At 45.9% G+C, this 24,130-nt stretch carries 24 protein-coding genes and 1 riboswitch; of the genes, 11 read left to right on the top strand and 13 right to left on the bottom strand.

Annotation, left to right across the window (positions count from 1 at the left end):
* Window positions 1-41 precede the first annotated feature (41 nt).
* The 5 genes from ACRRQV_RS08345 to ACRRQV_RS08325 all read left to right on the top strand — a co-directional run bounded on the left by ACRRQV_RS08345 (window position 42) and on the right by ACRRQV_RS08325 (window position 6,490).
* A complete protein-coding gene (locus ACRRQV_RS08345; protein WP_432529657.1) occupies window positions 42-1,007 on the top strand; it encodes a glutaminase in 966 nt (321 codons plus the stop codon).
* Window positions 1,008-1,087: 80 nt separating this feature from the next.
* Window positions 1,088-2,524 carry a DUF2382 domain-containing protein gene (locus ACRRQV_RS08340; RefSeq protein ID WP_432529655.1) on the top strand — a complete coding sequence of 479 codons (1,437 nt, stop codon included), beginning with the start codon at window positions 1,088-1,090 and terminating at the stop codon, window positions 2,522-2,524.
* 96 nt (window positions 2,525-2,620) lie between these two features.
* A complete protein-coding gene (locus tag ACRRQV_RS08335; protein ID WP_432529653.1) occupies window positions 2,621-2,821 on the top strand; it encodes a YwbE family protein in 201 nt (66 codons plus the stop codon).
* Window positions 2,822-3,041: 220 nt separating this feature from the next.
* Window positions 3,042-5,168, top strand: coding sequence for an ATP-dependent helicase (locus ACRRQV_RS08330; RefSeq protein WP_432529651.1), 2,127 nt, complete (start codon window positions 3,042-3,044; stop codon window positions 5,166-5,168).
* 53 nt (window positions 5,169-5,221) lie between these two features.
* Window positions 5,222-6,490 (top strand): MDR family MFS transporter, encoded by a 1,269-nt coding sequence (locus ACRRQV_RS08325; protein WP_432529649.1) that lies wholly within the window; start codon window positions 5,222-5,224, stop codon window positions 6,488-6,490.
* A gap of 18 nt (window positions 6,491-6,508) precedes the next feature.
* On the opposite strand, the gene ACRRQV_RS08320 is transcribed toward ACRRQV_RS08325, so the two are convergent.
* Window positions 6,509-6,817, bottom strand: a complete 309-nt coding sequence (locus ACRRQV_RS08320) for a DUF3243 domain-containing protein (RefSeq protein WP_432529647.1) — start codon at window positions 6,815-6,817, stop codon at window positions 6,509-6,511.
* Window positions 6,818-6,979: 162 nt separating this feature from the next.
* On the opposite strand from ACRRQV_RS08320, the gene ACRRQV_RS08315 reads away from it, so the two are divergent.
* Window positions 6,980-7,819: a VLRF1 family aeRF1-type release factor gene (locus ACRRQV_RS08315; RefSeq protein ID WP_432529645.1), complete on the top strand. Its 840-nt coding sequence runs from the start codon at window positions 6,980-6,982 to the stop codon at window positions 7,817-7,819.
* A gap of 47 nt (window positions 7,820-7,866) precedes the next feature.
* On the opposite strand, the gene ACRRQV_RS08310 is transcribed toward ACRRQV_RS08315, so the two are convergent.
* Window positions 7,867-8,544 carry a hypothetical protein gene (locus ACRRQV_RS08310; RefSeq protein ID WP_432529643.1) on the bottom strand — a complete coding sequence of 226 codons (678 nt, stop codon included), beginning with the start codon at window positions 8,542-8,544 and terminating at the stop codon, window positions 7,867-7,869.
* 144 nt (window positions 8,545-8,688) lie between these two features.
* Between ACRRQV_RS08310 and ACRRQV_RS08305 the strand changes: the two genes are divergently transcribed.
* Window positions 8,689-9,060, top strand: coding sequence for a VOC family protein (locus ACRRQV_RS08305; protein ID WP_432529641.1), 372 nt, complete (start codon window positions 8,689-8,691; stop codon window positions 9,058-9,060).
* A 39-nt stretch (window positions 9,061-9,099) separates the two neighbouring features.
* Here the strand turns inward: ACRRQV_RS08305 and ACRRQV_RS08300 are convergent, their stop codons facing one another.
* Complete coding sequence (locus ACRRQV_RS08300; protein WP_432529639.1) at window positions 9,100-9,744, bottom strand: hypothetical protein; 645 nt, start codon at window positions 9,742-9,744, stop codon at window positions 9,100-9,102.
* A 2-nt stretch (window positions 9,745-9,746) separates the two neighbouring features.
* Window positions 9,747-10,574 (bottom strand): ABC transporter ATP-binding protein, encoded by an 828-nt coding sequence (locus ACRRQV_RS08295; RefSeq protein WP_432529637.1) that lies wholly within the window; start codon window positions 10,572-10,574, stop codon window positions 9,747-9,749.
* Window positions 10,575-10,770: 196 nt separating this feature from the next.
* On the opposite strand from ACRRQV_RS08295, the gene ACRRQV_RS08290 reads away from it, so the two are divergent.
* Window positions 10,771-11,745: an ABC transporter substrate-binding protein gene (locus ACRRQV_RS08290; RefSeq protein ID WP_432529635.1), complete on the top strand. Its 975-nt coding sequence runs from the start codon at window positions 10,771-10,773 to the stop codon at window positions 11,743-11,745.
* A complete protein-coding gene (locus tag ACRRQV_RS08285) occupies window positions 11,745-13,706 on the top strand; it encodes an iron ABC transporter permease (RefSeq protein WP_432529633.1) in 1,962 nt (653 codons plus the stop codon). The genes ACRRQV_RS08290 and ACRRQV_RS08285 overlap by 1 nt, the downstream gene beginning before the upstream one ends.
* Before the next feature lie 199 nt (window positions 13,707-13,905).
* On the opposite strand, the gene hmpA is transcribed toward ACRRQV_RS08285, so the two are convergent.
* Entirely contained in the window at window positions 13,906-15,087 is a 1,182-nt protein-coding gene (gene hmpA / locus ACRRQV_RS08280; RefSeq protein WP_432529631.1) for an NO-inducible flavohemoprotein, read from the bottom strand.
* Between the two features lie 241 nt (window positions 15,088-15,328).
* Between hmpA and ACRRQV_RS08275 the strand changes: the two genes are divergently transcribed.
* Complete coding sequence (locus tag ACRRQV_RS08275) at window positions 15,329-15,763, top strand: RrF2 family transcriptional regulator (RefSeq protein ID WP_432529629.1); 435 nt, start codon at window positions 15,329-15,331, stop codon at window positions 15,761-15,763.
* Window positions 15,764-15,849: 86 nt separating this feature from the next.
* Here the strand turns inward: ACRRQV_RS08275 and ACRRQV_RS08270 are convergent, their stop codons facing one another.
* Window positions 15,850-16,272: a pyridoxamine 5'-phosphate oxidase family protein gene (locus ACRRQV_RS08270; RefSeq protein WP_432529627.1), complete on the bottom strand. Its 423-nt coding sequence runs from the start codon at window positions 16,270-16,272 to the stop codon at window positions 15,850-15,852.
* A gap of 100 nt (window positions 16,273-16,372) precedes the next feature.
* Window positions 16,373-16,606, bottom strand: a complete 234-nt coding sequence (locus ACRRQV_RS08265; protein WP_432529625.1) for a hypothetical protein — start codon at window positions 16,604-16,606, stop codon at window positions 16,373-16,375.
* Window positions 16,607-16,753: 147 nt separating this feature from the next.
* Between ACRRQV_RS08265 and ACRRQV_RS08260 the strand changes: the two genes are divergently transcribed.
* Window positions 16,754-17,773, top strand: a complete 1,020-nt coding sequence (locus tag ACRRQV_RS08260; RefSeq protein WP_432529623.1) for an STAS domain-containing protein — start codon at window positions 16,754-16,756, stop codon at window positions 17,771-17,773.
* A gap of 27 nt (window positions 17,774-17,800) precedes the next feature.
* Here the strand turns inward: ACRRQV_RS08260 and pepT are convergent, their stop codons facing one another.
* From pepT to ACRRQV_RS08230, 6 genes are all read right to left on the bottom strand, one after another.
* Window positions 17,801-19,024 carry a peptidase T gene (pepT, locus tag ACRRQV_RS08255; protein ID WP_432529621.1) on the bottom strand — a complete coding sequence of 408 codons (1,224 nt, stop codon included), beginning with the start codon at window positions 19,022-19,024 and terminating at the stop codon, window positions 17,801-17,803.
* Window positions 19,025-19,169: 145 nt separating this feature from the next.
* Window positions 19,170-20,372 (bottom strand): M20 family metallopeptidase, encoded by a 1,203-nt coding sequence (locus ACRRQV_RS08250; protein WP_432529619.1) that lies wholly within the window; start codon window positions 20,370-20,372, stop codon window positions 19,170-19,172.
* Window positions 20,373-20,421: 49 nt separating this feature from the next.
* A complete protein-coding gene (locus ACRRQV_RS08245) occupies window positions 20,422-21,261 on the bottom strand; it encodes a MetQ/NlpA family ABC transporter substrate-binding protein (protein ID WP_432529617.1) in 840 nt (279 codons plus the stop codon).
* Between the two features lie 43 nt (window positions 21,262-21,304).
* A complete protein-coding gene (locus ACRRQV_RS08240) occupies window positions 21,305-21,955 on the bottom strand; it encodes a methionine ABC transporter permease (RefSeq protein ID WP_432529615.1) in 651 nt (216 codons plus the stop codon).
* Window positions 21,945-22,976: a methionine ABC transporter ATP-binding protein gene (locus ACRRQV_RS08235; protein WP_432529612.1), complete on the bottom strand. Its 1,032-nt coding sequence runs from the start codon at window positions 22,974-22,976 to the stop codon at window positions 21,945-21,947. The genes ACRRQV_RS08240 and ACRRQV_RS08235 overlap by 11 nt, the downstream gene beginning before the upstream one ends.
* Window positions 22,977-23,117: 141 nt before the next feature.
* Window positions 23,118-23,231, bottom strand: a riboswitch (SAM riboswitch).
* A gap of 136 nt (window positions 23,232-23,367) precedes the next feature.
* Window positions 23,368-24,009 carry a glycerol-3-phosphate acyltransferase gene (locus tag ACRRQV_RS08230; RefSeq protein WP_432529610.1) on the bottom strand — a complete coding sequence of 214 codons (642 nt, stop codon included), beginning with the start codon at window positions 24,007-24,009 and terminating at the stop codon, window positions 23,368-23,370.
* Between the last annotated feature and the right edge of the window lie 121 nt (window positions 24,010-24,130).

Genomic DNA, 24,130 nt, shown 5'->3' with positions numbered 1-24,130 from the left:
TGCAAGGGGATTTTTCGGGAAGAAGTGAAGGAGGGGTTGGTATGCAGAACAATCCGAAAATCCAGCAGCAGCTGGAAGCGTGGGTCGAGGAAAATAAAGGCCATGCTATTTTAGGCACAACTGCGCAGTATATTCCAGCGCTCGGAAAAGTGGATCCAAGCAAGCTTGGCATTTGCATGGTAGACGATGATGGGAACTATTATTGTGCAGGTGATACGGATACGGAATTCACGCTGCAAAGCATTTCCAAAGTGCTCACTTTCATTGCACTTTGTGACCACTACGGCTTAGAGTTCGTGTTGGATCGCGTAGATGTAGAGCCGACAGGTGAAGCATTTAATTCGATTATACCGTTTGAAATCCACCGGCCGAACAAACCGTTTAACCCATTTATCAATGCAGGAGCGATTACCATTTCCGCCTTGCTCCCCGGTACAAACAGCCAGAAAAAATATGAGTATTTGCTGTCATTTTTAGAAAAGCTGGTGGGCCATCCGCTTGAAATGGACCGGGAAGTATACGATTCCGAATGGAAATCTTCTCACCGTAACCGAGCGCTTGCTTACTATTTAAAAGAAGCAAATTTCTTGGAAATTGAAGTGGAAGAAGCGCTCGATATTTACATCCGACAATGTTCGATTAAGATCAGCACGAAAGATTTGGCGTTGATCGGTTTGATTATCGGCTATGATGGTTTTAATCCAATCACAAAAGAAAAGCATTTTTCCGATGAAATTGCGCAAGTCGCCAAAGTGCTGATGGTGACGTGCGGCATGTACAATTCCTCTGGTAATTTTGCGGCCCATGTCGGCATCCCAGCCAAAAGCGGCGTATCTGGCGGTATTTTAGCTGCGGTTCCGCCGAAACTGCATTCGCAGACGTATGAATTTCGGGCAGGCGCTGGCATTGGCGTCTACGGACCAGCCATAGATGTGCAAGGGAACAGTGCAGCTGGCACGATGATGCTCCGTCAAATTTCAAAAGAATGGGATTTGAGCATATTTTAAAAGAAATGCCCGGAGAGTTGGATCAACTCTCCGGGCATTTCTTTTGTGATGAAATCCAAAATACTAAAGAAGGCCTATGTTTGAGAAATTTTATGCCCGGGTATTTTGAAGGTGAGCAAGATTTTTCACTGATATACATTAATGAATTGGAGGAATTTGAAATGGCCGACAATAAGTTTATGGGAACGTTCGACAACGAAACGGAAGTCTTAAGAAAAATCGAAGAACTGAAAGCTGAGGGCGCTACAGAAGATCACATGTACGTCATGGCAAAAGATGAAGACCAATTAACGATGGTCCGCGGCCGTACAGACGTTGATTACAAGTCGGCTGAAGGAAGCTGGAAAGACAAATTCATGGGCTTTTTATCTGGCAATGAACCTGTTCGCCAAGCATTTGCTGGCATGGGAGTTGACGAGCAAGAAGCAGAGCGTTATCACCGAGAAGTGCAAAACGGAAGAATTTTGCTTTTCGTTGACCGTGATTATGTAGGGAATGACCAGTCAGCAGAAAGCAGCCAGAGCTCAGGAGCTCCTGTCAATGCAGCTTATGGAACACCATCGCCTGACCGGACCAATTATGTGGACACCGGCACAGTTGCGCGCGACGGGTTAACAGTAGATACAAACGATCAAAACGACGTTTATTTTAATGAAGACCGCAGAAACTTGTATGCCGACGGTTCGAAGAGCCCGAGTTCCAGCGCTGATACGAGCTATGAAGAAAGCGCAGGAGTTGGCGACAAAACAGGTACTGGTTTTGGGTTAGGGACAGGCGGCAATGTTAACGATACGCCGCAGCCGGACCGCAACGTCAACGATTTTTCAGCGACGAACCAGGACCGTGACAGCAGCATGACTTCTGACAGCAGCACGGGAATGTTTGGGTCAGGCGGACAAGGCGAAAATGAGAGAACTTCTGCAACGCGCGGAGGATCAGGGATTTTTGGTTCAAGTGATACAGACAGAAGCGATGATTCTACAAGAACTGCTGGATTAGGCGCTGATTCGACTGGCGACCGCAGTTCTGGAACATTTGCATCCGGCAGTGTGCCGCCGACAGATGGCAATGTAGACCGTGCCGGATCGGCTGGCGACACAGATGAAGAAACCCTTCGCCTACATGAAGAACGTTTAAATGTGGACAAGGAACGTGTGCAAACGGGAGAAGTCAACGTAGGCAAGCACATTGTCGAAGAAACAAAGACCGTGGATGTGCCAGTCGAGCGTGAAGAAATTTACATCGAACGGCGTCCAGTAAATTCTGATGCATCTTCAGCTGGTTCAACAGGATCTGGAATAAGCAAAGACGCTTATCAAGAAGGCGACAATATCCACATTCCATTAACGGAAGAACGCGTGGAAGTGACGAAAAAAGATGTAGTCAGCGAAGAAATTATTGTCGGAAAACGCAAAGTCCAAGATACCGAAACAGTTCGTGAAACAGTACGCCGTGAAGAAGCGGATATTGACGACGACACGGATAACCTTGACCGCGGCAAAAAAGATCGGCTTTAATTGAACAGGGCAGGCAAAGCGGGGGAATTTCCCCGCTTTTTTCTGTGGAAAAGCGAGCGTTTCGCGTATGATAGAAGAAAGGCAGGAGGAATGAAAATGGACGGCAAAAAAAGAATCGACGTAAAACCTGGATTGGAAGTCAATGTGATATTGAAACAGGATCAGCGGTCGGGCAAGAAAACCCGCGGCATTGTGAAGGATTTATTGACCAATTCGGCTACGCATCCACATGGCATCAAAGTGCGGCTGGAAGATGGCCAAGTGGGAAGAGTGTGTGAAATTTTAAGTGTGAAATAAAAATTCAGTAAATCGAAATTTTAAGGCAAGGGGCTCATTAATTGAGTCCTTTTTTGTGTGTCAAGACTCCAGCGCCAGATTCTAGGGTCCTAAGCCAACAATGGCAGTGCGGCAAGGAACGCCGCTTCGCCGGTTCGTCTTATGCCCGTCGAATCTACCCGGGCGCTTGCGCTTTTCGTGTGTTAAAATATAAGAAAGAAAAAACCGAAGGAGTTACCGTATGAGCCTTTTTTTTGAACGCAAGCAGCAGGAACTCGGAGTCCAATTGAATAAGATTCAGCGAAAAGCGGTGGAACGGACAGACGGCCCATTGCTTCTTTTGGCATGTCCCGGATCAGGAAAAACGACAACGATGATCATGCGGATTGGTTATTTGATCGAAGAAAAACGTGTGTCGCCGCAGCGGATCAAAGCGATTACGTTCAGCAAAGCGTCCGCGGTCGACATGCTGGATCGCTACAAGCGGTTTTTCCCAAAGCAGGCGCCGGTGGATTTTTCAACGATCCACAGTTTGGCTTTTGAAATTACTCGTGAATATTTCGCCGGCTCACGCTACGTGATGATCGAAGGCAGCGAAACAAACGGCCTTCATAAAAAACGCTTGCTTCGAGAAATGTATCAAACCGAAAACGACGAACCGATTACGGAAGACCAGCTTGAAGAACTGACGTCTTTTATTAGCTATGTCAAAAACAAAATGACGGCGAGAGAGAAATGGGCGAAGCTGGATGCGCCTTTTCCCGGTGCTGTGGAAATTCTCAAGACGTACGAAGCGTTCAAAGAAAACTATGACGTTAGGTTAGTGGATTTTGATGATATGCTGACGCTGGCCAACGAAGCGCTGGAGAAAGACTCGGACTTGTTGAAAAAATACCAAAGCCGCTGGGATTATGTGATGACGGACGAAAGCCAGGACACGTCGCTGATTCAGCATGCCATTGTGGAAAAGCTGGTGGCGCGCCATCAAAACCTTTGCGTGGTTGCGGATGACGATCAGTCGATTTACACATGGCGTGCAGCAGAGCCGACGTATTTATTGAAATTCAAAGAAGTTTATCCAACTGCGTATGTCATGAAAATGGAACGCAATTACCGGTCATCGAAAAACATTGTCGATGCGGCAAATGTCTTTATCAAGTCGAATAAAAAACGGCATGACAAAAACATGTTTACGAAGCAAGAAGAAGGCAGCCCGATTGTATTGAGAAAACTGGCATCAGAAGAAGACCAGCTCAAATACATAAGAAAAGAACTGCAGAAGCTTTCAAACTTTGGCGATGTGGCCATTTTATACCGCAACAACTCGTCGTCAACGTTGTTGATGAGCGAGCTCGACCGGCTTGGCATCCCGTTTTATATGAAAGACGCGGACAACCGCTTTTTCTCCCACTGGATTGTTGAAGACATGCTGAACTTTATGCGGTTCAGCTTAAAGCCGGAGCGCATCGATATTTACGCGAAAATCGCTTCAAAGACAAATGCGTATTGGTCAGGCAGCCAGTTGAAATTGCTGAGCCGCATGAAGCCGACAACAAAAAACGCATTTGATGAAATCAATTTGAACGTTACGATGAAAGATTACCAAATCAAAATTTTGAACGAACAGAAAAAATGGTTCGAGGCACTAAAGGGAATGAAACCACTGAAGGTGATTCGGACAATCCGAGGCGATTTGGGGTATGACCAAATGCTTTCGAGCCGCGCGGAAAAGTTTGGCATGCGTATGAACTACTTGGCGCAAATTTTAGTGACGCTCGAACAAATTGCGGAGCCGCTTGCTTCCATGACCGAGTTCGCCAAACGATTGAAAGAATTGGAACAAGTCACTCAGCAGGCAAAAGCAGAAAAAACCGATGAAATGCTGACCTTGTCGACGTTCCATAGCTCCAAAGGACTGGAATTCGACCGAGTTTACATGATCGACTTGGTCGAAGGAGTCATTCCAACAGAAGAAGACGCCGAGCAGCCGGATTTGCTGGAAGAAGCACGCCGCCTGTTTTACGTAGGGATGACGCGTGCCAAAAACCATTTGGAATTGATCAGCTATGGCAATGAATCACGCTTTATGGATGAAGTGCGGGATATTGTCGTTCCGGTGATGCCGCCGGTGAGAAAACAACAAGCGGCTCCAAAAACGCCTGTAAAAGTGAAGGTTCCAGATAACCCGAATGCGGTAAAAAGCGAGGACATTCTAAAAAAAGGAGTCCGTGTCCGCCATCGTGTATTTGGAGCCGGGAAAATAATCGAGCGCGACCATGAACGGATTTCCATTCAGTTTGCAAAAGAACGGAAAGACTTGATGATTGATATTTGTTTAAGCTATAAACTGTTAGAAGTGATTGAGTAAAAACGAAAACGAGCTGAGGGGCTTGGAGAAGTTTAAGAACGTGGGGAAAAAACATGAAAATTAGGGATTGGGATCGAAGTTTAAAAGTTCGCCTCGTAGGCGAATTTTTTATGAACACAAGCTATTGGATGGTGTTTCCATTTTTAGCGATTTATTTTGCAGAAGAATTCGGGAGAAACACAGCAGGGCTACTGCTCATTGTCTCACAAGTATTTTCAGTAGCAGCCAATTTAGTTGGCGGGTACTGTGCGGACCGTTTCGGGCGCAGGCAGATGTTGGTGATAGCATCAATTGCACAAGGAGCAGCATTTCTTCTCTTTGCATTTGCGAACTCGCCTTGGCTGGAGTCGCCAATGCTTGGATTTGCCGCATTCACCATTGCGGGAATGTGCGGATCTCTTTATTGGCCAGCGAGCCAGGCCATGGTAGCAGATGTGGTGCCTGAAAAATACCGGAGTGATGTGTTTGCTATTTTTTACACCACATTGAACATGGCAGTCGTGGTTGGCCCGATAGCGGGAGCGGTTTTATTCTTCTCATACCGCTTTGAATTGCTCTTGGTTGTAGCGGTTATTTCGGCAGTGCTTGGCGTGATACTGCGGTTGTACACCCATGAAACCCTATCAGAGGCTATGGTGAATAAATGGAAAACCGAAACTTCAGTTGGATGGGTAGGGGCCGTAGGCAAGCAGTTCCGGGAATACGGATTAATTTTTAATGACCGCTTGTTTTTATTGTTTATTATTGCAGGGATTCTCGGTGCCCAAACCTTTATGCAGCTGGATTTGCTGATTCCGGTTTACTTAAAAGAAATGATCGGAACTCAAACAATTGCCTCTTTGTTCAATAAGGAATGGACCGTAACAGGAGAAACTTCTTTTGGCTTTTTATTGGCTGAAAACGGCTTGCTCGTGGCACTTTTCACCGTTATCATAACTAGATGGATGGTGAAGTTCCGAGAAAAGTGGGTGTTCTTTATGTCAGCGGCTCTTTACGGCGTCGCGATGTTTATCTTCCCGCTGACGACTGTATTTTGGATCATGGTAGCCGCTATGGGGATTTTCACATTCGCTGAACTAATGGTAGTCGGCCTGCAGCAAAGCTTTATTTCAAAACTGGCACCGGAAGAAATGCGGGGCCAGTATTTTGCGGCAGCAAGTATGCGCTACACGATCGGAAGGATGATCGCTCCTATTTCCATCCCGATGACTGCCTGGTTCGGTTTTGGCTGGACTTTTGCGGTATTGGGGCTGCTTGCCATCGCAAGCGGATTCGTCTATCTCTTGATGTTTCAGCTATTTGAAAAACGGCCTTCCTTTTAAAAAAGGAAGGCCGTTTTGTTATTCTTGTTTAACTAGTTTTAAAAGCATGTGAGCAAGCATATGCTGTTCTTCTTTGTCTCCGGTTTTCCAAAGCTGCTGCAAAAGATACTCTTCCCGATTTCTCGGTTCTTCGTTTTTCGCTAAATAGTTGGCGACTTTTTCAGTAATTTGTGCGAGGCGTTCTTCACTCAACCCCATTTTTTCGCCCATTTCGACTTTTCCGCTCAAGTAATCTTTGAAGTGATTAAAATTGGCTAAAATGTCTTCTTTTTTTTCGTCGTCAAAACTTTTCAGTTTCTCGTCTACTTTTTTATCAACGTTTTCCATTTCTTTAACACACTCCTTTAAGTTTTATTGCATTCTTTGTTTACCACGGAAAAACTTTTTTAAACGTCAGAATGTTTAAAAAGAAGTGTTAATTTCGTTTAGAGTGGGAGTGTTGGGGTATTCAGTATAACAAGGATGGAATACAAGGAGGATGATGGATGCATGACATTATATGACGAAATCCAAGAACTAAAGAATTTTCACTGCGAGGATCGATGTGTATTAAGTGTTTACTTGAACACCAATCCTGCTGATTTGAATGCCCAAAGCGGCGCTTGGAGAATCCACTTGAAAAACGGCCTTAAGCGATTGGATGAGTACTTAACTGCTTCACAAGATGAAAAAGAAATAAAAGCATACAAAGAATTAAGAAAAAAAGTGGAAAGAGAAATTATGGACCATCAAAACGACCTGCACAAAGGAGTCGTCATTTTTGCGTCGCCGCACCAAGATCTTTGGTTTGTCCACTATGTCCAAGTGCCGGTAAAAACGAGCTTCCACTGGGAAACGACACCGGTCCTTGATGAATTAAGATACATGTATAAAGCCTATCCATATGCCGGAATTGTTTTGCCAAGCATGAAAGGGCTGCGCATCATTGATACGTCCATGGGGATTGTCAATGAAGAAATTTTCCATGAATTCGATTCCGGGCTTGATTTCTGGAACGAACAACAAGGCGTACATTCTGCTACCCATACAGCGGGAAGCAGTACAGGTGCCTTTACAGCGGGAAGCCATGTAGGCGGAAACTCCGGAAGCCCGGCAGATGACTTTAACTGGCGAATAAAAGAAAATTTGGAGCGTTTCTTTAAAGAAAAAGCTTCTGAAATTGAACGATTGAAAAAAGACCGCCATTGGGATGAAATCCATGTAGTCGGTGAAGCCGAACCGGCGAAAGCATTTTCAAAAGTCTTGCAGAAAAAACCGGCCAGCTGCTTGTATAAAAATTTAAGCAATAGTGCACCTGGCCAAATCATTCATGAAGTTTTTGAAAAATAAAAGCGAAAAGCAAAAGCCTCAGCTCGGTGCTGGGGCTTTTTACGTTCTTATTTCGGTTGCGGGCAATATGTGCAAGTATCAAAATCGGGCAATTCTTTATACAGGCAGCAGGTTTTTCGGAGCGGGCCTGAAACGGCGCGTTCCAATGAAGTACTGCCAAGCAGTTTAAGCAGATAAGACGTTTTGACGGGCTGCCAGTTGCTGGAATCGAGCAGCCATTCCATGTCTTCGGCGGCTCTGCGGATATCACGCTGCTCTAAATTCGCATAAAACCAAATCATTGAACCAAGTGCATTTTCCCATAATGTAATCGGTGAAATTTTTGCGTATTTACGGAATTCCGTGATCAACTCATCTGTTTGTTTTAATACATCATGCATAGCTTCAAAACGGTTTTCAGGAGAAACGGCTTTGAAAAAACGGGAATCGGCATGCGTTTGCAGCAACTTGTAGCCGTAATTAAAAGTCCGGTCAAATTGCAGGTCTTTCCAAGAACAGGCGAAATAGCCGTTGTGCTGGGTCATCAAATCAAACTGGGCGGAGACGAAAAGCGCGTATTGGCGGAAAAAATAAGAAACCGCAACTCCGTTGTTGTTAGTGCTGCACCAGGATTTAATTTCTTCAATCCGTGTTTCGGTATTGGATGATAACGGATTCGCAGGCACGCGGTCGACGGAAACCGAATGGCTGGCAAGTGCATAATGCAATTTAGCAGGAAACTCCATGCGTCTTCACCCCTTTATTTTTTATGCTACGGGATACAGTGGAGATTTGCAAAGTGATAAGTGATTCTTATGAAGCTTGATAAAGACGTTCATATTTTCTTTTCATGCCGGTTTAGCTATTCTAAAACTAAGAGGGGTGAACATATGGAATTTACAATTGAAAAAATTGATCACGTACAAGTGGCAGCGCCAGCAGGAAACGAACAAGCGGCTATTGAATTCTATGCGGGGATTCTTGGTATGAAACAAGTGGAAAAACCTGAATCGCTAAAAGGAAGAGGGGGTGCGTGGTTTGAATTTGGTTCTTATCAATTGCATGTAGGGGTGGAAGCGCCATTTTCGCCAGCTAAAAAAGCGCATCCGGCATTCCAAGTGAACGGTTTCGAACAGTTGCAGGCGCATTTAGCAGCAAACGGCATCGACGTAAAAAACGACGACAGCATTCCTGGCGTGGCACGCTTTTTTGTTTTCGACCCATTCGGCAATCGATTGGAGTTTTTGAAAATCAATTTATAAGGCACAAGAAAAAACGCTCCGCGACTGCGGAGCGTTTTTTTATTTGTTTAAAGGGCAATACGGGCATTTGTCAGTGCCAGGCACTTCTTTTAGCAAGCAGCACGTGATGCGCTTGTAGTCGCTTTTGGATTCCGCAAATGTACGGCCGCCCAGAACCTGCCGGAAAAACGATTTGCGCATTTCCGGCTGCCAAAGTTCAGCATCGAGCAGCGCTTCCACATCGCGTTCCGCTTGTTCCGTTTCCTGCATGCCGTACATCCAAATCACATAGCCCCATATGTTTTCCCACAAAATGATTTTGGACACATGGCCGGATTTTTGGAAAGCTTCGACGACCGGCATCGCGTAATTTTTCAAGACGCTCTCCAAATCGCCCGCTCGTCGTTCGCGAATAAAGCGGTTATCCACTTCAAACGAAATGCCGCCTGCGGTTTTTACCAAATGGATAGCTGCAAGGGAACCGTCCCACATTTTCCCTTTGGCTAATAAATAAAGCTGTGCAGTAATAAAAAAACCGAAACGCCTCATGAAGATAGACGAGGCTACTGCTTCATTTGGTGCATCGGTTGTCTGTGTTAGTTCAGCGAACAGTTCAGCGGTTCGGCTTTCCAGGCTTTCGTGGATGGTCATAAAGCCGGAAGCCTGTTCCCGGACTGCTACTTGAAACAATTCCAGTTCTTTCATTCTTACGCTCCGCTTTTCGCTTCCATCAGTTCGGGAACGATGCAGCGCCCTCTGCCGAATGGCACGCAGTGGGGAGTGCCGAACAGCGGATCTTTGGAAACTTGGCATTCCATGCCGAATACAGAACGGACTAAATCGCAATTGATGACGTTTTCCGGAGTGCCTTGGCCGAACACTTCGCCGTCTTTAATGGCAATGATGTTGTGGGCATAGCGTGAAGCCAAGTTCAAATCGTGAAGCACCATGATGATTGTGCGGCCATGCACTTCATTCAATTCGAATAACAGGTCAAGAATTTCAATTTGATGGGTCATGTCCAAGTAAGTTGTCGGTTCGTCCAACAGGATAACGTCGGTATCTTGTGCCAATGTCATGGCAATCCAAGCACGTTGGCGCTGGCCGCCTGATAATTCATCAACCGGTTTGTCGCGGAATTCATCGACGCGCGTAGCTTTCATCGCAGCTTCGACTTTTTCTGTGTCTTCTTCTGTCCAGCGTTTTAACCAAGACTGGTGCGGATAACGGCCTTGTTTAACAAGATCATGGACAGTCAAGCCTTCGGGCGAAACGGGTGATTGCGGCAAGATGCCCATTTTCTTCGCAACTTCGCGCGAAGACATGCGGTGCACTTCTTTGCCTTCTAAAAGAATGGAACCTTCTTGAGGTTTCAGTAAACGTGCAATTGAACGAAGAAGCGTCGACTTGCCGCAGCCGTTGCTGCCGACAAAGACAGAAATTTCGCCGCGTGGAATGGATAAGTTTAAGTTTTTAAATAGTAGATCTTCGTTATACCCAATAGACAGCTCTTTTGTTTGGACAGCCATTGTCATTGTGTAATTCCTCCACATCTCTCGCCATTAGTATAAATGATACGATTTCTCAATAAGCATACTATATCATATTTTTATGATAAGTGAGAACGATTTTCAATTTAATTTTGAAAAAAACCTTTACAATTGTGACAGATACCCCTAAAATAAATACGTATTGAGAATCGTTATCAAATAACCTTGGAGGTTTCCTATCATGAAGCAACGGATTTTATTATTGCTGGCTATTGTCACGCTGGTATTGGCAGCTTGTTCATCAGGCAGCGAAGAACCAAAAAAGACGGAAGAAGCAGCAGAACCGGTGACAATTACCGGAACGAACGGTGAAGTAAAATTGGATGCACCGGCTAAGAAAGTGGTCGTTCTTGAATGGACTTATGCAGAAGATTTATTAGCGGTCGGCGTGCAGCCAGCTGGAATGGCAGATATTGCTGATTATGGGGATTACGTAAACATCGAACCTCAGTTGGATGAAACCGTTGTTGATGTTGGTGGACGCCAAGAACCGAATTTGGAAGCCATTGCTGCTATCGAACCCGATTTGATTATCGGCGTAAGTTTCCGCCACGATGCAATGATCAAAGAATTGGAAACTATTGCTCCAACGGTTATCTTTAATCCTTATCCAGAAGATGAAAGCATTGATCTTTATGAAGAAATGGAAACAACGTTTAAAGAAATCGCAAAAGCAGTCGGCAAAACCGATGAAGCTGACAAAGTACTTGCCGATCTTGAAGGCAAATACGAAGAAAAAGCAGCCGAAATTGAAGCTGCAAACTTGAAAACAAAAGACGTTATTTTAACGCTTGCTTATACAGGACCGCAAGCTCCGGAAATTCGCGTGTTTACGCCGAACTCCATGGCTTCGATCATTTTGGATCGCATTGGCTTGAATAATATCCACAAACCGGATCAATTTGAAGTGTTCGGTTCCAGCACATTTAACGTAGAAGGATTGGTTAAATACGAAAACGCCAACTACTTGTACACGGTGCCGGATGAAGATAATATTTACGAAAACCAATTAAAAGGCAACGCCGTGTGGGAAAACTTGGCGTTCGTTAAAGAAGGCCGCACGTTTGATTTAGGCGCTGATACATGGCTGTACGGAGGCCCGTTGTCTGCAGAAACTTTGATGAACCAAATTACTGAAGTTATGGTGAATAAATAATGTCCGGAAAACTGAACCGCAAGTCCTTTGCCTCTTTGGCAGGGGGCTTTTTCCTGCTTATTGCCTTGTCTTTGATCCACTTGACGCAAGGGCAGGCAGATTACACGATTTCTGAACTCGTCCGAGGCGTTTGGACAGAAGGGCGCATTCAGGATATCGTCACCAGTCTGCGGCTGCCGCGTCTCGTAATCGGAATTGTGGCGGGCGGTGCTCTTGCTGTATCGGGAGCCGTGCTTCAAACTTTAACCAACAACCCGCTTGCTTCACCCGGAACACTCGGTATCAATGCCGGAGCTTTTTTCTTTGTTATTGCCTCGACGATATTTTTTCCGACGTTTTTAGGGGAATTTCCGTTTGTTACCGCACTTTTAGGAGCGATCCTTTCTTCTGTTTTAGTCGTCGGCTTGTCAGGGAAACAGATGGATCCGGTACGCGTCGCTCTTACCGGGATGATCGTTTCGCTCTTGTTTTCCTCAATAACCGGAGCTATGCAATTATTATTTGAAAATGAAACAAACGGCCTCTTTTTATGGGGATCTGGAACGCTCGTGCAATTGAATTGGGAAGGCGTCCAGTTTGCGGCCCCTGTTATCATCATCATGTTGCTTGCTTCTTTAATCATTGCAAAATCAATGGATGTATTGTCGCTTGGGGAAGACATTGCTTCGTCGCTCGGGCAAAACGTCCGGCTTGTGAAGCTGGCAGCTTGGGGAGTCGCCATCGTGTTAGCAGCTGCAACAGTCAGCGTGGTCGGGCCGATTGGATTTATTGGCTTGATGGCGCCGCACATTGTCCGCATGATGGGGATTCGAGGGCATCTAAACATTTTCCTGAATTCTTTTGTGTGGGGCAGTGTCATGATGATCGGAGCGGATGTTCTTGGCCGGCTCATCCAGCCAGGACAAGAAGTTCCGGTTGGGGCCATGACGGCATTGATCGGCGGGCCGTGGCTGCTATATTTAGCGTGGAAGACAGCCAAATCGCTAAAACGCGGCGACCGCCAAATGGGCGGCACCACAAAGCCGGTCCGTTTGGTTTTTCTCGTGCCAATTTTATTAGGGTTAATTTTGCTGATTACAACACTCGCACTAAGCTATAACGGGACGGCTTGGTCCTTTGAATGGCTGAAACCGGTTGTGTGGAACTTCCGGGTGCCGCGTGTGTTGACGTCGTTCATTGTCGGGGTGATGCTCGCAATTACCGGTGTCATCTTGCAAGGCGTGCTCCGCAATCCATTGGCAGATGCCGGTGTGCTCGGCGTCACGTCGATGGGGGGAGCAGGGGCGATGCTGCTGCTCGTTGTTTTCCCGTCGATTCCATCAGAGTATTTACCGCTCGGCGCAACATTTGGAGCAGCCATTGCACTCGGCGTCATCTTGATTACGGCGTGGAAAAACAATTTCCAGCCGATGCTGGTGGCCTTGATGGGCGTTGCGATTTCCGCTTTCGGTTCAGCTGCTACGCAAGTGTTCGTTGTTAAAGCAAAACTGGCAGTTGCCAGCGCACTCGTTTGGCTCTCAGGCAGCACGTACGGAAAAGGCTGGGACGATGTCCAGTTTGCGCTTATCTTATTCGCGTTGTTCATCTGGCCAGCAGTTTACATCACTCGAAGCCTCGACACATTGACGTTCGGCGATGATGTAGCGGCAGGGCTAGGGTTGAATATCCGATCAACTCGCGTCTGGGCATTGATCATCGGAGTGGCCATTTCAACGGCTGCCGTTTCCATTGTCGGGACGATCGGATTTATCGGTTTGGTGGCACCGCATATCGCGCGCCGCCTTGTCGGGTTCCGCCACTTGCCGCTGATGCTGGCGTCTGGCTTGCTTGGCGGGCTGCTGCTTGTCACGGCGGACTTTATCGGCCGAATTTTAATCGCGCCGAAAGACATCCCGAGCGGCCTCGTCGTCGCATTGATCGGAACGCCGTATTTGCTGTATTTATTGCGGAAAATGAAATGAGGAAAGGCCTGCCAATTCGGCAGGCCTTTTTTGTTTTGGCGTTTTCTGCAAGTAAAGGTGCAGATTCTGCAAATAATGTAAGGGATTCTGCAAATAAACCCATGAATTCTGCAAACAAATCGCCGTTTTCCGCAAATAAACTCCGAAATTCCGCATACAAAAGGCTGCCCGCAATTCGCGGACAGCCCTTTCCTCAAAATTATACAGTTTGCAGCGCAATAGCAGGTCCGAAAAATTCGAAATGGATTTGTTCGTCGTTCATGCCAAGTCCGCGCAGTTCTTGAATCATGCTTTCCATGAAAGGAACCGGTCCGCAGACATATACTTCGCCGGTTACATCAACCATTTCTTTTAACACATTGCGTGTGATATAGCCTTCTGGCTGGTCGGAGTAAAGCGTTTTATACGCCGCGTTTGGCATAGAGGCTGTGTATTTTTGAATATCTTTGTCAAATGCATGCAAGCTTTCGTTGCGTGCTGCATGAAGGAAAGCGGTCGGGCGTTCAGGCGTCATCGTAGCGACGGTTTCGAACATGCTCATCATTGGAGTGATGCCGACACCGCCGCTGACGAATGCAACAGGCGTTGTTTTCGCCACATCCAAGACAAATTCGCCGGCAGGTGCACTCGCTTCAATGACATCGCCCACATTCACCTGATCGTGCAGGTAAATGGACACGCGGCCGTTTGGATCGTTGTCAGCGTCGCGCTTCACAGAAATGCGGAATTCATCCGGACGTGCGGCTTGCGACAAGCTGTACTGGCGGTTGAATAAGTAGGGTTCGCCTGGAATTGCCAAGCGGATGGAAATGTATTGGCCAGGCTGGTAAGTCGGAACGTTCGATCCATCGGCCGGTTTTAAGTAAAACGAAGTGATATTTTCGCTTTCATGTTCTTTGCGGGCTATGACAAAATCTTTGAAGAACGTCCAGCCGTTTTCCTGGCTTTCCATTTTCTCGTACATGTCTTTTTCGACGCCGATAAAGGCATCAGCTATCATTCCATAGGCTTCAGCCCATGCGTTGATGATTTCGTCCGTTGCTGCATCGCCCAATACTTCTTTGATGGCGCCAAGCAAATATTCGCCGACGATTGGGTAATGTTCCGGTTTGATGCCGAGGCTGACGTGTTTGTTGGCAATTTGAACTACTGCTGGAAGAATGGCTTCCAAATTATCAATATGCAAAGCCGCTGCGTAAACCGTATTGGCAAGGGCTGCTTGCTGGCGGCCTTTTGCTTGGTTGGCGTGGTTGAAAATATTCAAGAGTTCCGGATGCGCTTCAAAAAGGTTGCGGTAAAATACAGTCGTGATTGCTGTTCCATGCACTTCTAGAACAGGTACAGTAGATTTGATGATGTCTTTTGTTTGTTGGGATAACATAGTCAATCGCTCCTTTTGGTTTATAAATTGACTATAGTCCTGTTGGTCGTTAAAAGATATATTTAAAATACATGTTTAATTTTTAGACACATTTTGCTTCACATAACCGACACACAACCAAAGGCTTGCCTTTAAACGGTCTCTTTGTCTTTATTAGTATCGCTTCACGATGGCCAGGTTCAAATGCTTTCGAGAACATCCTGCAATGGCTATAATAAAACCAGCAGGGAAGGTGAAAAATATGAGATTAACCATGTATACCGATTTTTCATTGCGTGTGCTCATTTACTTGGGGTCAAAAGATCCAGACAAATTAACAACCATCCAAGAAATCTCAGACGCCTACAATATCTCCAAAAATCATTTGACGAAAGTAACATTTGAATTGGGAAAAGCCGGATTTATTCAAACGGTCCGTGGCAGAGGCGGCGGCATCCGTTTGGCAGACCTCCCACAAAACATCAATATCGGAACAGTCATCCGGCAAATGGAAGACGATTTTCATTTAGTCGAATGCTTTGATATGGAACACAACCGCTGCCCGATTGCTCCCGTATGCGGACTTCGCGGCGTATTAGGAAAAGCGCTGCACGCTTATTTGGCGGTGCTGGAGCAATACACCCTGGAAGACTTGCTGATCAACCGGGAAGGGCTGCGTGCGATTTTGCAGACATGAAAAAAAGCGGCGCGATTGACGCGAGCCGCTTTTCTTGTTGTCCAAGCTCCAACGGTATAATTCGCCGAGTGCTTGCGTTTTCCTAATTAAAGTTCAATGTTTTGCGGTGCTTCGCCTTTTTTGTTGATTAAGCGCAGGTGTTTTGGCTTGATGGCCAAAATAATCAAATCGGGATCATCTGGACCTGTAAACCATCCTTTTAATGCATCGTTCCAGATTTTATCGATCATGCTCCGGTCGTCATGAAGACCCATTTCTCCTTCGATTTCAAGAAAAGCATCACCTACACCTTGGCCTTCGTAGCCCAATAAAATATGCGCGTTCGGATTGGCTTCCAGTTCATCAACTTTTTGTGTTTTTTTGCTGGTTGCGGTATACAACGTGAATTCGTCATTGAAAAACGTCATGTAGCGGGAATGCGGTTTGTTGTCTTTCACCGTCGCTAATGTCCCGACATAGCTTTCTTCCAAAATTTTTAATGCCGTTTTCTTTAAATCTTCTTGATTCATTTTCACCACTCCTATACATTTTTTATATAGAATACAAACAAAAAAGAACCGAATGGAGCTATTCATGCGGTCCTTTATGTGAAAGCCCTATTTCTGTGGATCAATCGGGATATTTTTCCTCGCTTGATGAATTGCTTTTCGTAGCTCTTGGATTTTCTTCATCTTGCATATTCTGTTTTAAATCTTCTAACGAAATCGAATCTACGTTTTGTTCTTCTTCAAACATATCTTGAATGCTTTGGTTGTCGGTTGTGAATTGCTCCGGATTATCCATGGAAGGGACTGCTTTTTTTTCACGCTTGCCATCGCCTGAACCTGAATGATTGTTCGTCAATTAAAGCACCTCTTTCTTTTCGTGTTATGTGTTGTATTCCTTTATTCGGAGGAATTAAAACATGAACAGACGAGGAGCGGGACTGGAATTAGATTCCAAGGGAACGTATATGATAAAATAGAACCGGAGTAAGAGAGGAGTTGCCATATGGATAGAAAACCTTCGATAAGTGTAGGCGGCTTACAATTTGAATGGGATTTAGATGAAGGGAAATTTTTATTCGAGGGACAAGATTCTGTGCTGTTTTGGACATCGACAGCGATGAAAATGTTTTTCGATTCAATAGAAGAAATCTCAGGAGAAGAAGCAACAGGAGTTGTGATGGAGTCCACAGGCTTCCGCCAAGGCCTTATAGTAGGCGATTATTTTGCCGAAATGGATGATGTAGATGTCGCAAAAGCGGCAGATTTGATTACCTATACATATTCCTCGGCAGGCTGGGGAGTCGCAGAAATTCACAATTTAAATATGGAAGAACAAACACTGGAAGTGCATTTGAGAAACAGTTGGGAACATAAGATCAACGTTGCGCAAGGAAAAACTTTTGGCGGCCGCTTTTTGCCCGCTCATTATGCCGGGATTTTTACCAAGCTTTTTGGCCGCAATATATGGTATAAAGTAGTCCATAGCCAGATTGAAGGATTTAACGAAACTGTTATTAATTATTTTCCTTCAGAAGAGACGGTGGATAAGAACATCCACCGTCTTGCCCGCTTGAAAGAAGCGGAACAAATTCAACAGCTGGAAAACTTAGTAGCCGAAAAAACGATCGAGTTGAATGAACTGATCAAAGAAATTTCATCGCCGATCATTCCGGTGCTGCAAGACATTGTAGTGGTACCGCTGCTTGGCACATACGATGAGGAGCGGGCAGAAGAATTGCTTGTGAAAACATTGCAAAACTTGCCGACCCATAAAGCAAAATACTTGGTGCTCGATTTGACCGGCTTAAATAATAATTTCACGGAACAAGCTGCCAATCTGATCGACAAATTGGGTTCGACCGCCTCACTGATCGGCACGTCCACCATTTTAGTCGGCATTTCGCCGCAAATGAGCATGGTTATTGGAGAGTCCGGCATCAACCTATCAAAATTTAATTGCTTCCAAACGCTGCAGCACGGAATTCATTACGCCCTTGCGCAAAACGGCCGAAGCATCGTATAAGGCAAAAAAATAAGCGCCCGCGGGCGCTTATTTTTGTTCCATCGAACGGACAATTTCTACGATTAACTGCGTGGCTTTTTCCATGTTTTCGGCTGAAATGAATTCGTATTTGCCGTGATAGTTTTCGCCGCCGGTAAAGATGTTCGGCGTTGGCATGCCCATATATGAAAGCTGGGAGCCATCTGTTCCGCCGCGCACCGGAACGATATTCGGTTTGATGCCAAGTGTGTTCATCGCCTGTTCAACCGTATCAACGATTTCCATGACCGGTTCGATTTTTTCGCGCATGTTGTAGTACTGGTCAGACAATTCAAGAGAAATCGCGTCGGTTCCGTATTCCTGCTGGAGTTTTTCAGCGACTTGCTGCATATGCGCTTTTTTCGCTTCAAATTCGTCGCGATCAAAATAACGGATAATATAGGAAAGAACAGCTTGTTCCACATCGCCTTTAAAGCTGTTTAAATGAATAAACCCTTCATATCCTTCGGTCAGTTCGGGCACTTCGTTTTGTGGCAGTTCTTGTTGGAATTGAATCGCCACAGTAGAAGCGTTGACCAGTTTATTTTTAGCCGATCCGGGATGGACGCTTTTCCCTTGGATCGTCAGTTTCGCGGCAGCAGCATTAAAACTTTCATATTGCAATTCGCCAAGAGGGCCGCCGTCCATCGTATAGGCGAATTCGGCGCCGAATCGTTCAACGTCGAACTTATGCGGCCCTTTTCCGATTTCTTCATCGGGAGTAAACGCGACGCGAATTTTTCCATGTTTCACTTCCGGGTGCTGGACCAGGTATTCCATAGCTGTCATGATTTCGGCTACGCCGGCTTTATTGTCAGCACCCAAAAGTGTTGTGCCGTCGGTTGTAATTAGCGTATGGCCAACATAATTTTTAAGATCTGGAAAATCGGCAATAGACATCACGGTCGTTTCGTTTAACGAAATATCGGCACCATCATATTGGTCGATGCGCTGTGGATTGACGTTTTTCCCCGTAAAATCAGTTGCTGTGTCAACATGCGCGAGAAATCCGATAACTGGTAGTTCTTTGTCGGTATTGGAAGGAAGGGTGCCAAACAAATAGCCGTGTGCGTCCATTTCTACGTCTTCAAGGCCAATTGATTTCATTTCTTGCTCCAATTCACGCAATAAATTCCATTGTCCCGGTGTAGAAGGCGTTTCTGCACTTTCGTAATCCGATTGTGTATCGATTTTTGCATAGCGAACAAGGCGCTCAATTAATGGTTCAAGCAAGGGCAAATCCTCCTCATATATGTAATAAATCTATATTATCACGAAAAGGAGAAGGAGAGGAAATTCGTACAGTACATAGAAGGAGTGGCTCTGCTAAAACTGAAAAAAGCAGTGCTCCCAAAAAGGAACACTGCTTTCTATTTATTTAGTTTGCTTTGGCTTCCAATGCTTTCGCATGTGATCTTTTCACTTCTTCTAATAAGGCAGCGTCGGTCAAAAGGCGGTAGCCAGTGTTGGCGAGTGCTTTGGCCCCTTTGATTAAGGCTTCATTGCCGGCAAGGGATTTTGCAGCTTCACGGAAATCCACGGTGTGGGCAACAAGATCGTCAGGTCCGATTTTGATGTACGGATGGGCAGTCGGCACCTCGTAGCTAATGTTGCCAGCGTCGGTTGAGCCGAGCCCGGTAGAGCGGGAAGAAGCAACTTCTTCGCCAACGGCTAGCAGTTCTTCGCGGACAATGGCGTCCAACGCGTCAGTCAGCACCAAATCTTTTACTTCGTTTTGGAAGCGTTCAATTTTAACGGTCGCTCCTGTCGCAAGGGCTGCGCCTTCTGCGATGGCTTGGATTTTTTTGGACGTGTCGGATGTTTTCTTCCATGAATCCCCGCGAATAAAGAAGCGGGCAGAAGCATATTCCGGAATGATGTTTGGTGCATCGCCGCCGTGCGTGATGATGCCGTGGACGCGGGCGTCTGATGGCAGCTGCTGGCGAAGCGCGTTGACACCGTTGAACAATTGAATGACTGCATCAAGTGCATTGATGCCTTCTTCGGGAGAAGCAGCGGCGTGCGCCGGCTTGCCGTAAAAATGAAAATCGAGTGGATCGACGGCAAGCGATGGGCCGGTAATGGCTGATTTTCCGGATGGATGAATCATCAATGCAGCATCGATTCCTTCAAGCAAGCCGTGTTTGGCAAAGCTTCCTTTGGCACTGCCGTTCGGGCCGCCTTCTTCAGCGGGCGTGCCGAGAACAATGACGCGTCCGCCGGTTGTGGCAAACGTTTCAGATAAAGCGATGGCAGCTGCTACACTCGTCGTCCCGATAATGTTGTGGCCGCATGCATGCCCAATGCCAGGCAAAGCATCGTATTCCGCCAAATAAGCGATGGTTGGTCCCGGCAAGCTGCTTTCTTTGCTTGCGAAGAAGGACGTTTCGTGTCCGGCAACTGCTGTTTCTACGGTAAATCCTGCGTCTTCCAATAATTCAACTAACGTCGCGCTGGCAAACACTTCTTGGTTGCCGATTTCCGGTTTCGCATGAATGGCTTGGCTCGTAGCAATGTATTCTTCGCGTTTAGCTTCGATTGATTGGGAAATAGTTAAAGTTGCTTCTTTGATTAGAGTCATTGGTTTTCCTCCTCAAGTTTCATCCGGTTTTAACGGGCAGTATCTCTTTTTATTGGTAGTCCACCAGTTCTTCTACAGGAACGAATGTCGGAATTTGTGCGCCTTTTGTGTGTTCAATAATAAAATCTTTTGTATCGTCTTGTTGGTAAAGTTCAACGATTTTCAAGAAATCGGAATCCTCCGCATTTTCTTTGCTGGCTGCGATCAAGTTGATGTATGGTTTCGCAGTTGCGTTTTCACGGGCAATCGGATCTTTTGTCGGGTTTAATCCTGCATCAACCGCGATGCCGTTGTTGATGATGGATGCGGCAACGTCAGCCATTGCACGCGGTGTTTGGCCAGAAATCATTGGCACAAGTTCGATGTTTTTCGGGTTTTCAATGATGTCATCAGCAGTTCCAGTAAGTCCAGCGTCATCAGACAATTTGATCAATCCAGCTTCTTGGAGAAGAAGCAAGCCGCGGCCCATATTCGTTGCTTCGTTTGGCAAAGCGATTTGAGCGCCGTTCGGCAATTCATCAATTGATTTGTATTTTTCGGAATAAAGCCCCATTGGTGCAATCACCGTCGAACCGATGGGAACGATATCCAATTTGTGTTCGCCAACAAACTCGTCAAAATAAGAAATGGTTTGGAAAGCGTTTAAATCCAATTCGCCTTCTGCAAGTGCCATGTTCGGTGCTACGTAATCAGAAAATGTCACAATTTCCAAGTCAATGCCTTCTTTTTTGGCTTTATCCGCCACATAATCCCATATTGTTGTATCTGAACCGCTGATGCCAAGGGTTACTTTTCGATTGCCGTCAGCGCCGGTTTCTTCGCCGCCTCCGCATGCCGCCAAGAGCAAAGCTGTTAGTGCCAGTAGTAAAAATGCTGTAATTTTTTTCATGATTTATTTCCTCCAATAAAGTTAGTTTGTTCTAGGTAAAAATTTAACTGCGTCGTACCCGTTTCGATAAGATATTTCCGAGCGATTGAACGCCTTGGACCAGCACAACGAGTATGGCAACGGTAAGAACCATGACCATCGTATCGAAGCGTTGATAGCCATACGTGATGGCCAAGTCCCCAAGGCCGCCTCCGCCGATTGCGCCGGCCATTGCCGAGGCACCAATAAGTCCAACGATGGCAATCGTCAACGCCAACACAAGCGAGCTGAGGGCTTCCGGGATGAGGAAGCGGAAAATGATTTGGCCGGGAGAAGCACCCATTGCTTGCGCCGCTTCGATGACGCCTTTATCCACTTCGAGCAGCGAGTTTTCGATCAGCCGTGCAATATACGGCCCGGCGTAAAATACGAGCGGGACGATTGCGGCTGTTGTACCGATTGACGTGCTGACAATAAACCGGGTAAGGGGAATGATGGCGACCATCAAAATGATAAATGGAATTGAACGGAAGATATTAATGAGAAAGTTCAATACTTTGAAAACCGCTTCGTTTTGCAGCAAATGCCCTCTTCGCGTCACGACCAGCAAAATGCCGAGCGGGAATCCGATGATGAGTGAGAAAGCGAAAGAGACGCCTGTCATGTAAATGGTTTCCCATAACGCTTCTAAAATTTGTTCGTTATCAACTAGCATAATGTTTGACCTCCTCGACGGTGGCATCGCTTGTCCGAATGGATGCCAATGCACGATCAATTTCCGTGCGTTCTCCAATAAACTCAACAATCAAATTTCCGTATGGTGTTCCTTGCAGTTCGGTAATGTTCCCGAACAAGACATTAAGATCCAAGTTAAATTCCCGTGACACTTGAGAAATAAGCGGACGGCCAACCGATGTGCCGTTAAACTGGATTCGGTAAATGGTGTGGTTGCTTCCTGCGCTTTGAATTTGATTTAATAGCGATTCCGGCAATTCATCGTTCATCACTGAGCGGACAAAGCGCTGAGTTGTCGGCTGCTGCGGATTGGTGAAAATATCAAAAACCGTGCCTTGCTCAATGACTTTTCCAGCTTCAAGCACAGCAACTTTATCGCAAATTTCACGAATCACGCCCATTTCATGGGTAATCAGCAAAATAGTGATGTTATACTCTCGGTTGATTTTTCGGAGAAGATCCAAAATCGATTGGGTCGTTTGGGGATCCAATGCCGAGGTTGCTTCATCGCATAAGAGAACAGAAGGGTTGGTGGCAAGAGCACGTGCAATGCCGATTCGTTGCTTTTGCCCGCCTGACAATTGGTCCGGGTATTTTTGAGCTTGATCGGCCAAGCCGACAAATTCAAGCAAGTTCTTTACTTGCTTCTCGATTTCCGCTTTAGGTGTTCCTGCCAATAGGAGCGGCATCGCCACATTATGGAATACTGTTTTCGAATTCAGCAAATTAAAATGCTGGAAAATCATGCCGATGTCTTTTCGGACTTTCCGGATTTCCTTGCTGGACAAAGTGGAAATATCTTTTCCGTGTATTTTAACGCGGCCATTTGTCGGCCGCTCCAATAAATTGACGGTACGGATGAGCGAGCTTTTCCCAGCTCCGCTAAAACCAATGACACCAAAAATTTCGCCCGTTTCCACTGTCAGGTCGATGCCGTTAAGTGCATGGATTTCCTGTTTTCCTGACTGATAGGTTTTGGTGACTCCTTCAAATTGAATCATCTGTCTGCCTCCTCAAAGCAATGCAAATCATTTCAAATCTTTTTTACAGCACATCCTTCTTTTCAAAAAAAAGAACGAAAAAAAGCCTTCTTTTTTCTTATCCACAAGAAAAAAGAAGGCTTCGCAATGAAACCATCTCAATTCTCATCTTCCAAATGTGAAAACACATTTGCAGGAGTTAGCACAGTGTTCGCAATAAGCGAACCCGCTGCTGAAACGTCATAGGGCCTGTCCCTCGGTTTCTCTTGATAAGAAAGTGATGTACGTATTTGATTTGTGCTTTTACTTTATTGTGAAATAGAGAATATGTCAAGCGAGTTTTTGAAAAAGTTTTTTATTTAGGGAAATTGATGCCCAAAAAGAAGTGTTTGATACAGAAAACCGGCAGTGCTCAACTCGAGCCTGCCGGTTTTTTCTTGAAGACGGAAGAGACTTTTGTTTCAGTGCCGTTTTTGATCCGAATAATGTTTTCAATGTGTTTCCAGACGGCCATAGCAAACAAGGCAAAAGACGTCAGTATTGGCCAAATGCTTTCAGCGGGCCAAAAGGCGATGACCATAAAGACGCTGTAAAGAAGCAGGACGCCGACGACCAAATAGCCGGTCGACAAAGCGGCTGCCACCAACAGCAACCCGCCGGCAAGGCCCAATTTCCAGTCCAGGGCCAACATCACGCCGATGACGGCCGCCGTTCCTTTTCCGCCATCAAAGTTCATGTAGAACGGGAAGTTATGGCCAAAGACCACGCCAGCGCCGACAATGAACAATAACGTCCAAAGTGTTTCATCCGGCATGGCGGTGCTGCCGAGGATGAGACGCAATCCTGCTACAGCGGCAAAGCCCTTGAGGATATCGATGAACGCGACAAGCGCGCCGTATTTCCATCCGAGAACGATCGCCGCATTGGAGGCGCCGGAATTTTTGACGCCTTCTTTTTTGATGTTGATGCCGGAGAAAAGCTGAGCAGCCAATGAGCCATGAAAACAACCAATAAAATAACCTGCTATAAGTGCAATTGCAATCCATAAAACCACGCTTCATCCCCCTTTTCTCTCTACATAAGTATAAACGTTCCACAATAAAGAAAGTTTCGGAATTTTTAATTATTTAACTTGACATTTTAAAAAATAGTTTTTATACTTCTTCACATGATGG

Origin of the sequence: Planococcus sp. YIM B11945 (genome assembly GCF_050864155.1) — a bacterium.
GTDB lineage: Bacteria > Bacillota > Bacilli > Bacillales_A > Planococcaceae > Planococcus.
Note: the sequence above shows the minus strand (reverse complement) of the source record. Positions and strands in the feature narration are given on the sequence as shown.

What these genes read in the sequence shown, in the direction of transcription:
- ACRRQV_RS08345 (WP_432529657.1), top strand. Translation starts at nt 42, where the DNA reads ATGCAGAACAATCCGAAAATCCAGCAGCAGCTGGAAGCGTGGGTCGAG.
- ACRRQV_RS08335 (WP_432529653.1), top strand. Translation starts at nt 2,621, where the DNA reads ATGGACGGCAAAAAAAGAATCGACGTAAAACCTGGATTGGAAGTCAAT.
- ACRRQV_RS08330 (WP_432529651.1), top strand. Translation starts at nt 3,042, where the DNA reads ATGAGCCTTTTTTTTGAACGCAAGCAGCAGGAACTCGGAGTCCAATTG.
- ACRRQV_RS08325 (WP_432529649.1), top strand. Translation starts at nt 5,222, where the DNA reads ATGAAAATTAGGGATTGGGATCGAAGTTTAAAAGTTCGCCTCGTAGGC.
- ACRRQV_RS08320 (WP_432529647.1), bottom strand. Translation starts at nt 6,817, where the DNA reads ATGGAAAACGTTGATAAAAAAGTAGACGAGAAACTGAAAAGTTTTGAC.
- ACRRQV_RS08315 (WP_432529645.1), top strand. Translation starts at nt 6,980, where the DNA reads ATGACATTATATGACGAAATCCAAGAACTAAAGAATTTTCACTGCGAG.
- ACRRQV_RS08310 (WP_432529643.1), bottom strand. Translation starts at nt 8,544, where the DNA reads ATGGAGTTTCCTGCTAAATTGCATTATGCACTTGCCAGCCATTCGGTT.
- ACRRQV_RS08305 (WP_432529641.1), top strand. Translation starts at nt 8,689, where the DNA reads ATGGAATTTACAATTGAAAAAATTGATCACGTACAAGTGGCAGCGCCA.
- ACRRQV_RS08300 (WP_432529639.1), bottom strand. Translation starts at nt 9,744, where the DNA reads ATGAAAGAACTGGAATTGTTTCAAGTAGCAGTCCGGGAACAGGCTTCC.
- ACRRQV_RS08295 (WP_432529637.1), bottom strand. Translation starts at nt 10,574, where the DNA reads ATGACAATGGCTGTCCAAACAAAAGAGCTGTCTATTGGGTATAACGAA.
- ACRRQV_RS08290 (WP_432529635.1), top strand. Translation starts at nt 10,771, where the DNA reads ATGAAGCAACGGATTTTATTATTGCTGGCTATTGTCACGCTGGTATTG.
- ACRRQV_RS08285 (WP_432529633.1), top strand. Translation starts at nt 11,745, where the DNA reads ATGTCCGGAAAACTGAACCGCAAGTCCTTTGCCTCTTTGGCAGGGGGC.
- hmpA (WP_432529631.1), bottom strand. Translation starts at nt 15,087, where the DNA reads ATGTTATCCCAACAAACAAAAGACATCATCAAATCTACTGTACCTGTT.
- ACRRQV_RS08275 (WP_432529629.1), top strand. Translation starts at nt 15,329, where the DNA reads ATGAGATTAACCATGTATACCGATTTTTCATTGCGTGTGCTCATTTAC.
- ACRRQV_RS08270 (WP_432529627.1), bottom strand. Translation starts at nt 16,272, where the DNA reads ATGAATCAAGAAGATTTAAAGAAAACGGCATTAAAAATTTTGGAAGAA.
- ACRRQV_RS08260 (WP_432529623.1), top strand. Translation starts at nt 16,754, where the DNA reads ATGGATAGAAAACCTTCGATAAGTGTAGGCGGCTTACAATTTGAATGG.
- ACRRQV_RS08250 (WP_432529619.1), bottom strand. Translation starts at nt 20,372, where the DNA reads ATGACTCTAATCAAAGAAGCAACTTTAACTATTTCCCAATCAATCGAA.
- ACRRQV_RS08245 (WP_432529617.1), bottom strand. Translation starts at nt 21,261, where the DNA reads ATGAAAAAAATTACAGCATTTTTACTACTGGCACTAACAGCTTTGCTC.
- ACRRQV_RS08240 (WP_432529615.1), bottom strand. Translation starts at nt 21,955, where the DNA reads ATGCTAGTTGATAACGAACAAATTTTAGAAGCGTTATGGGAAACCATT.
- ACRRQV_RS08235 (WP_432529612.1), bottom strand. Translation starts at nt 22,976, where the DNA reads ATGATTCAATTTGAAGGAGTCACCAAAACCTATCAGTCAGGAAAACAG.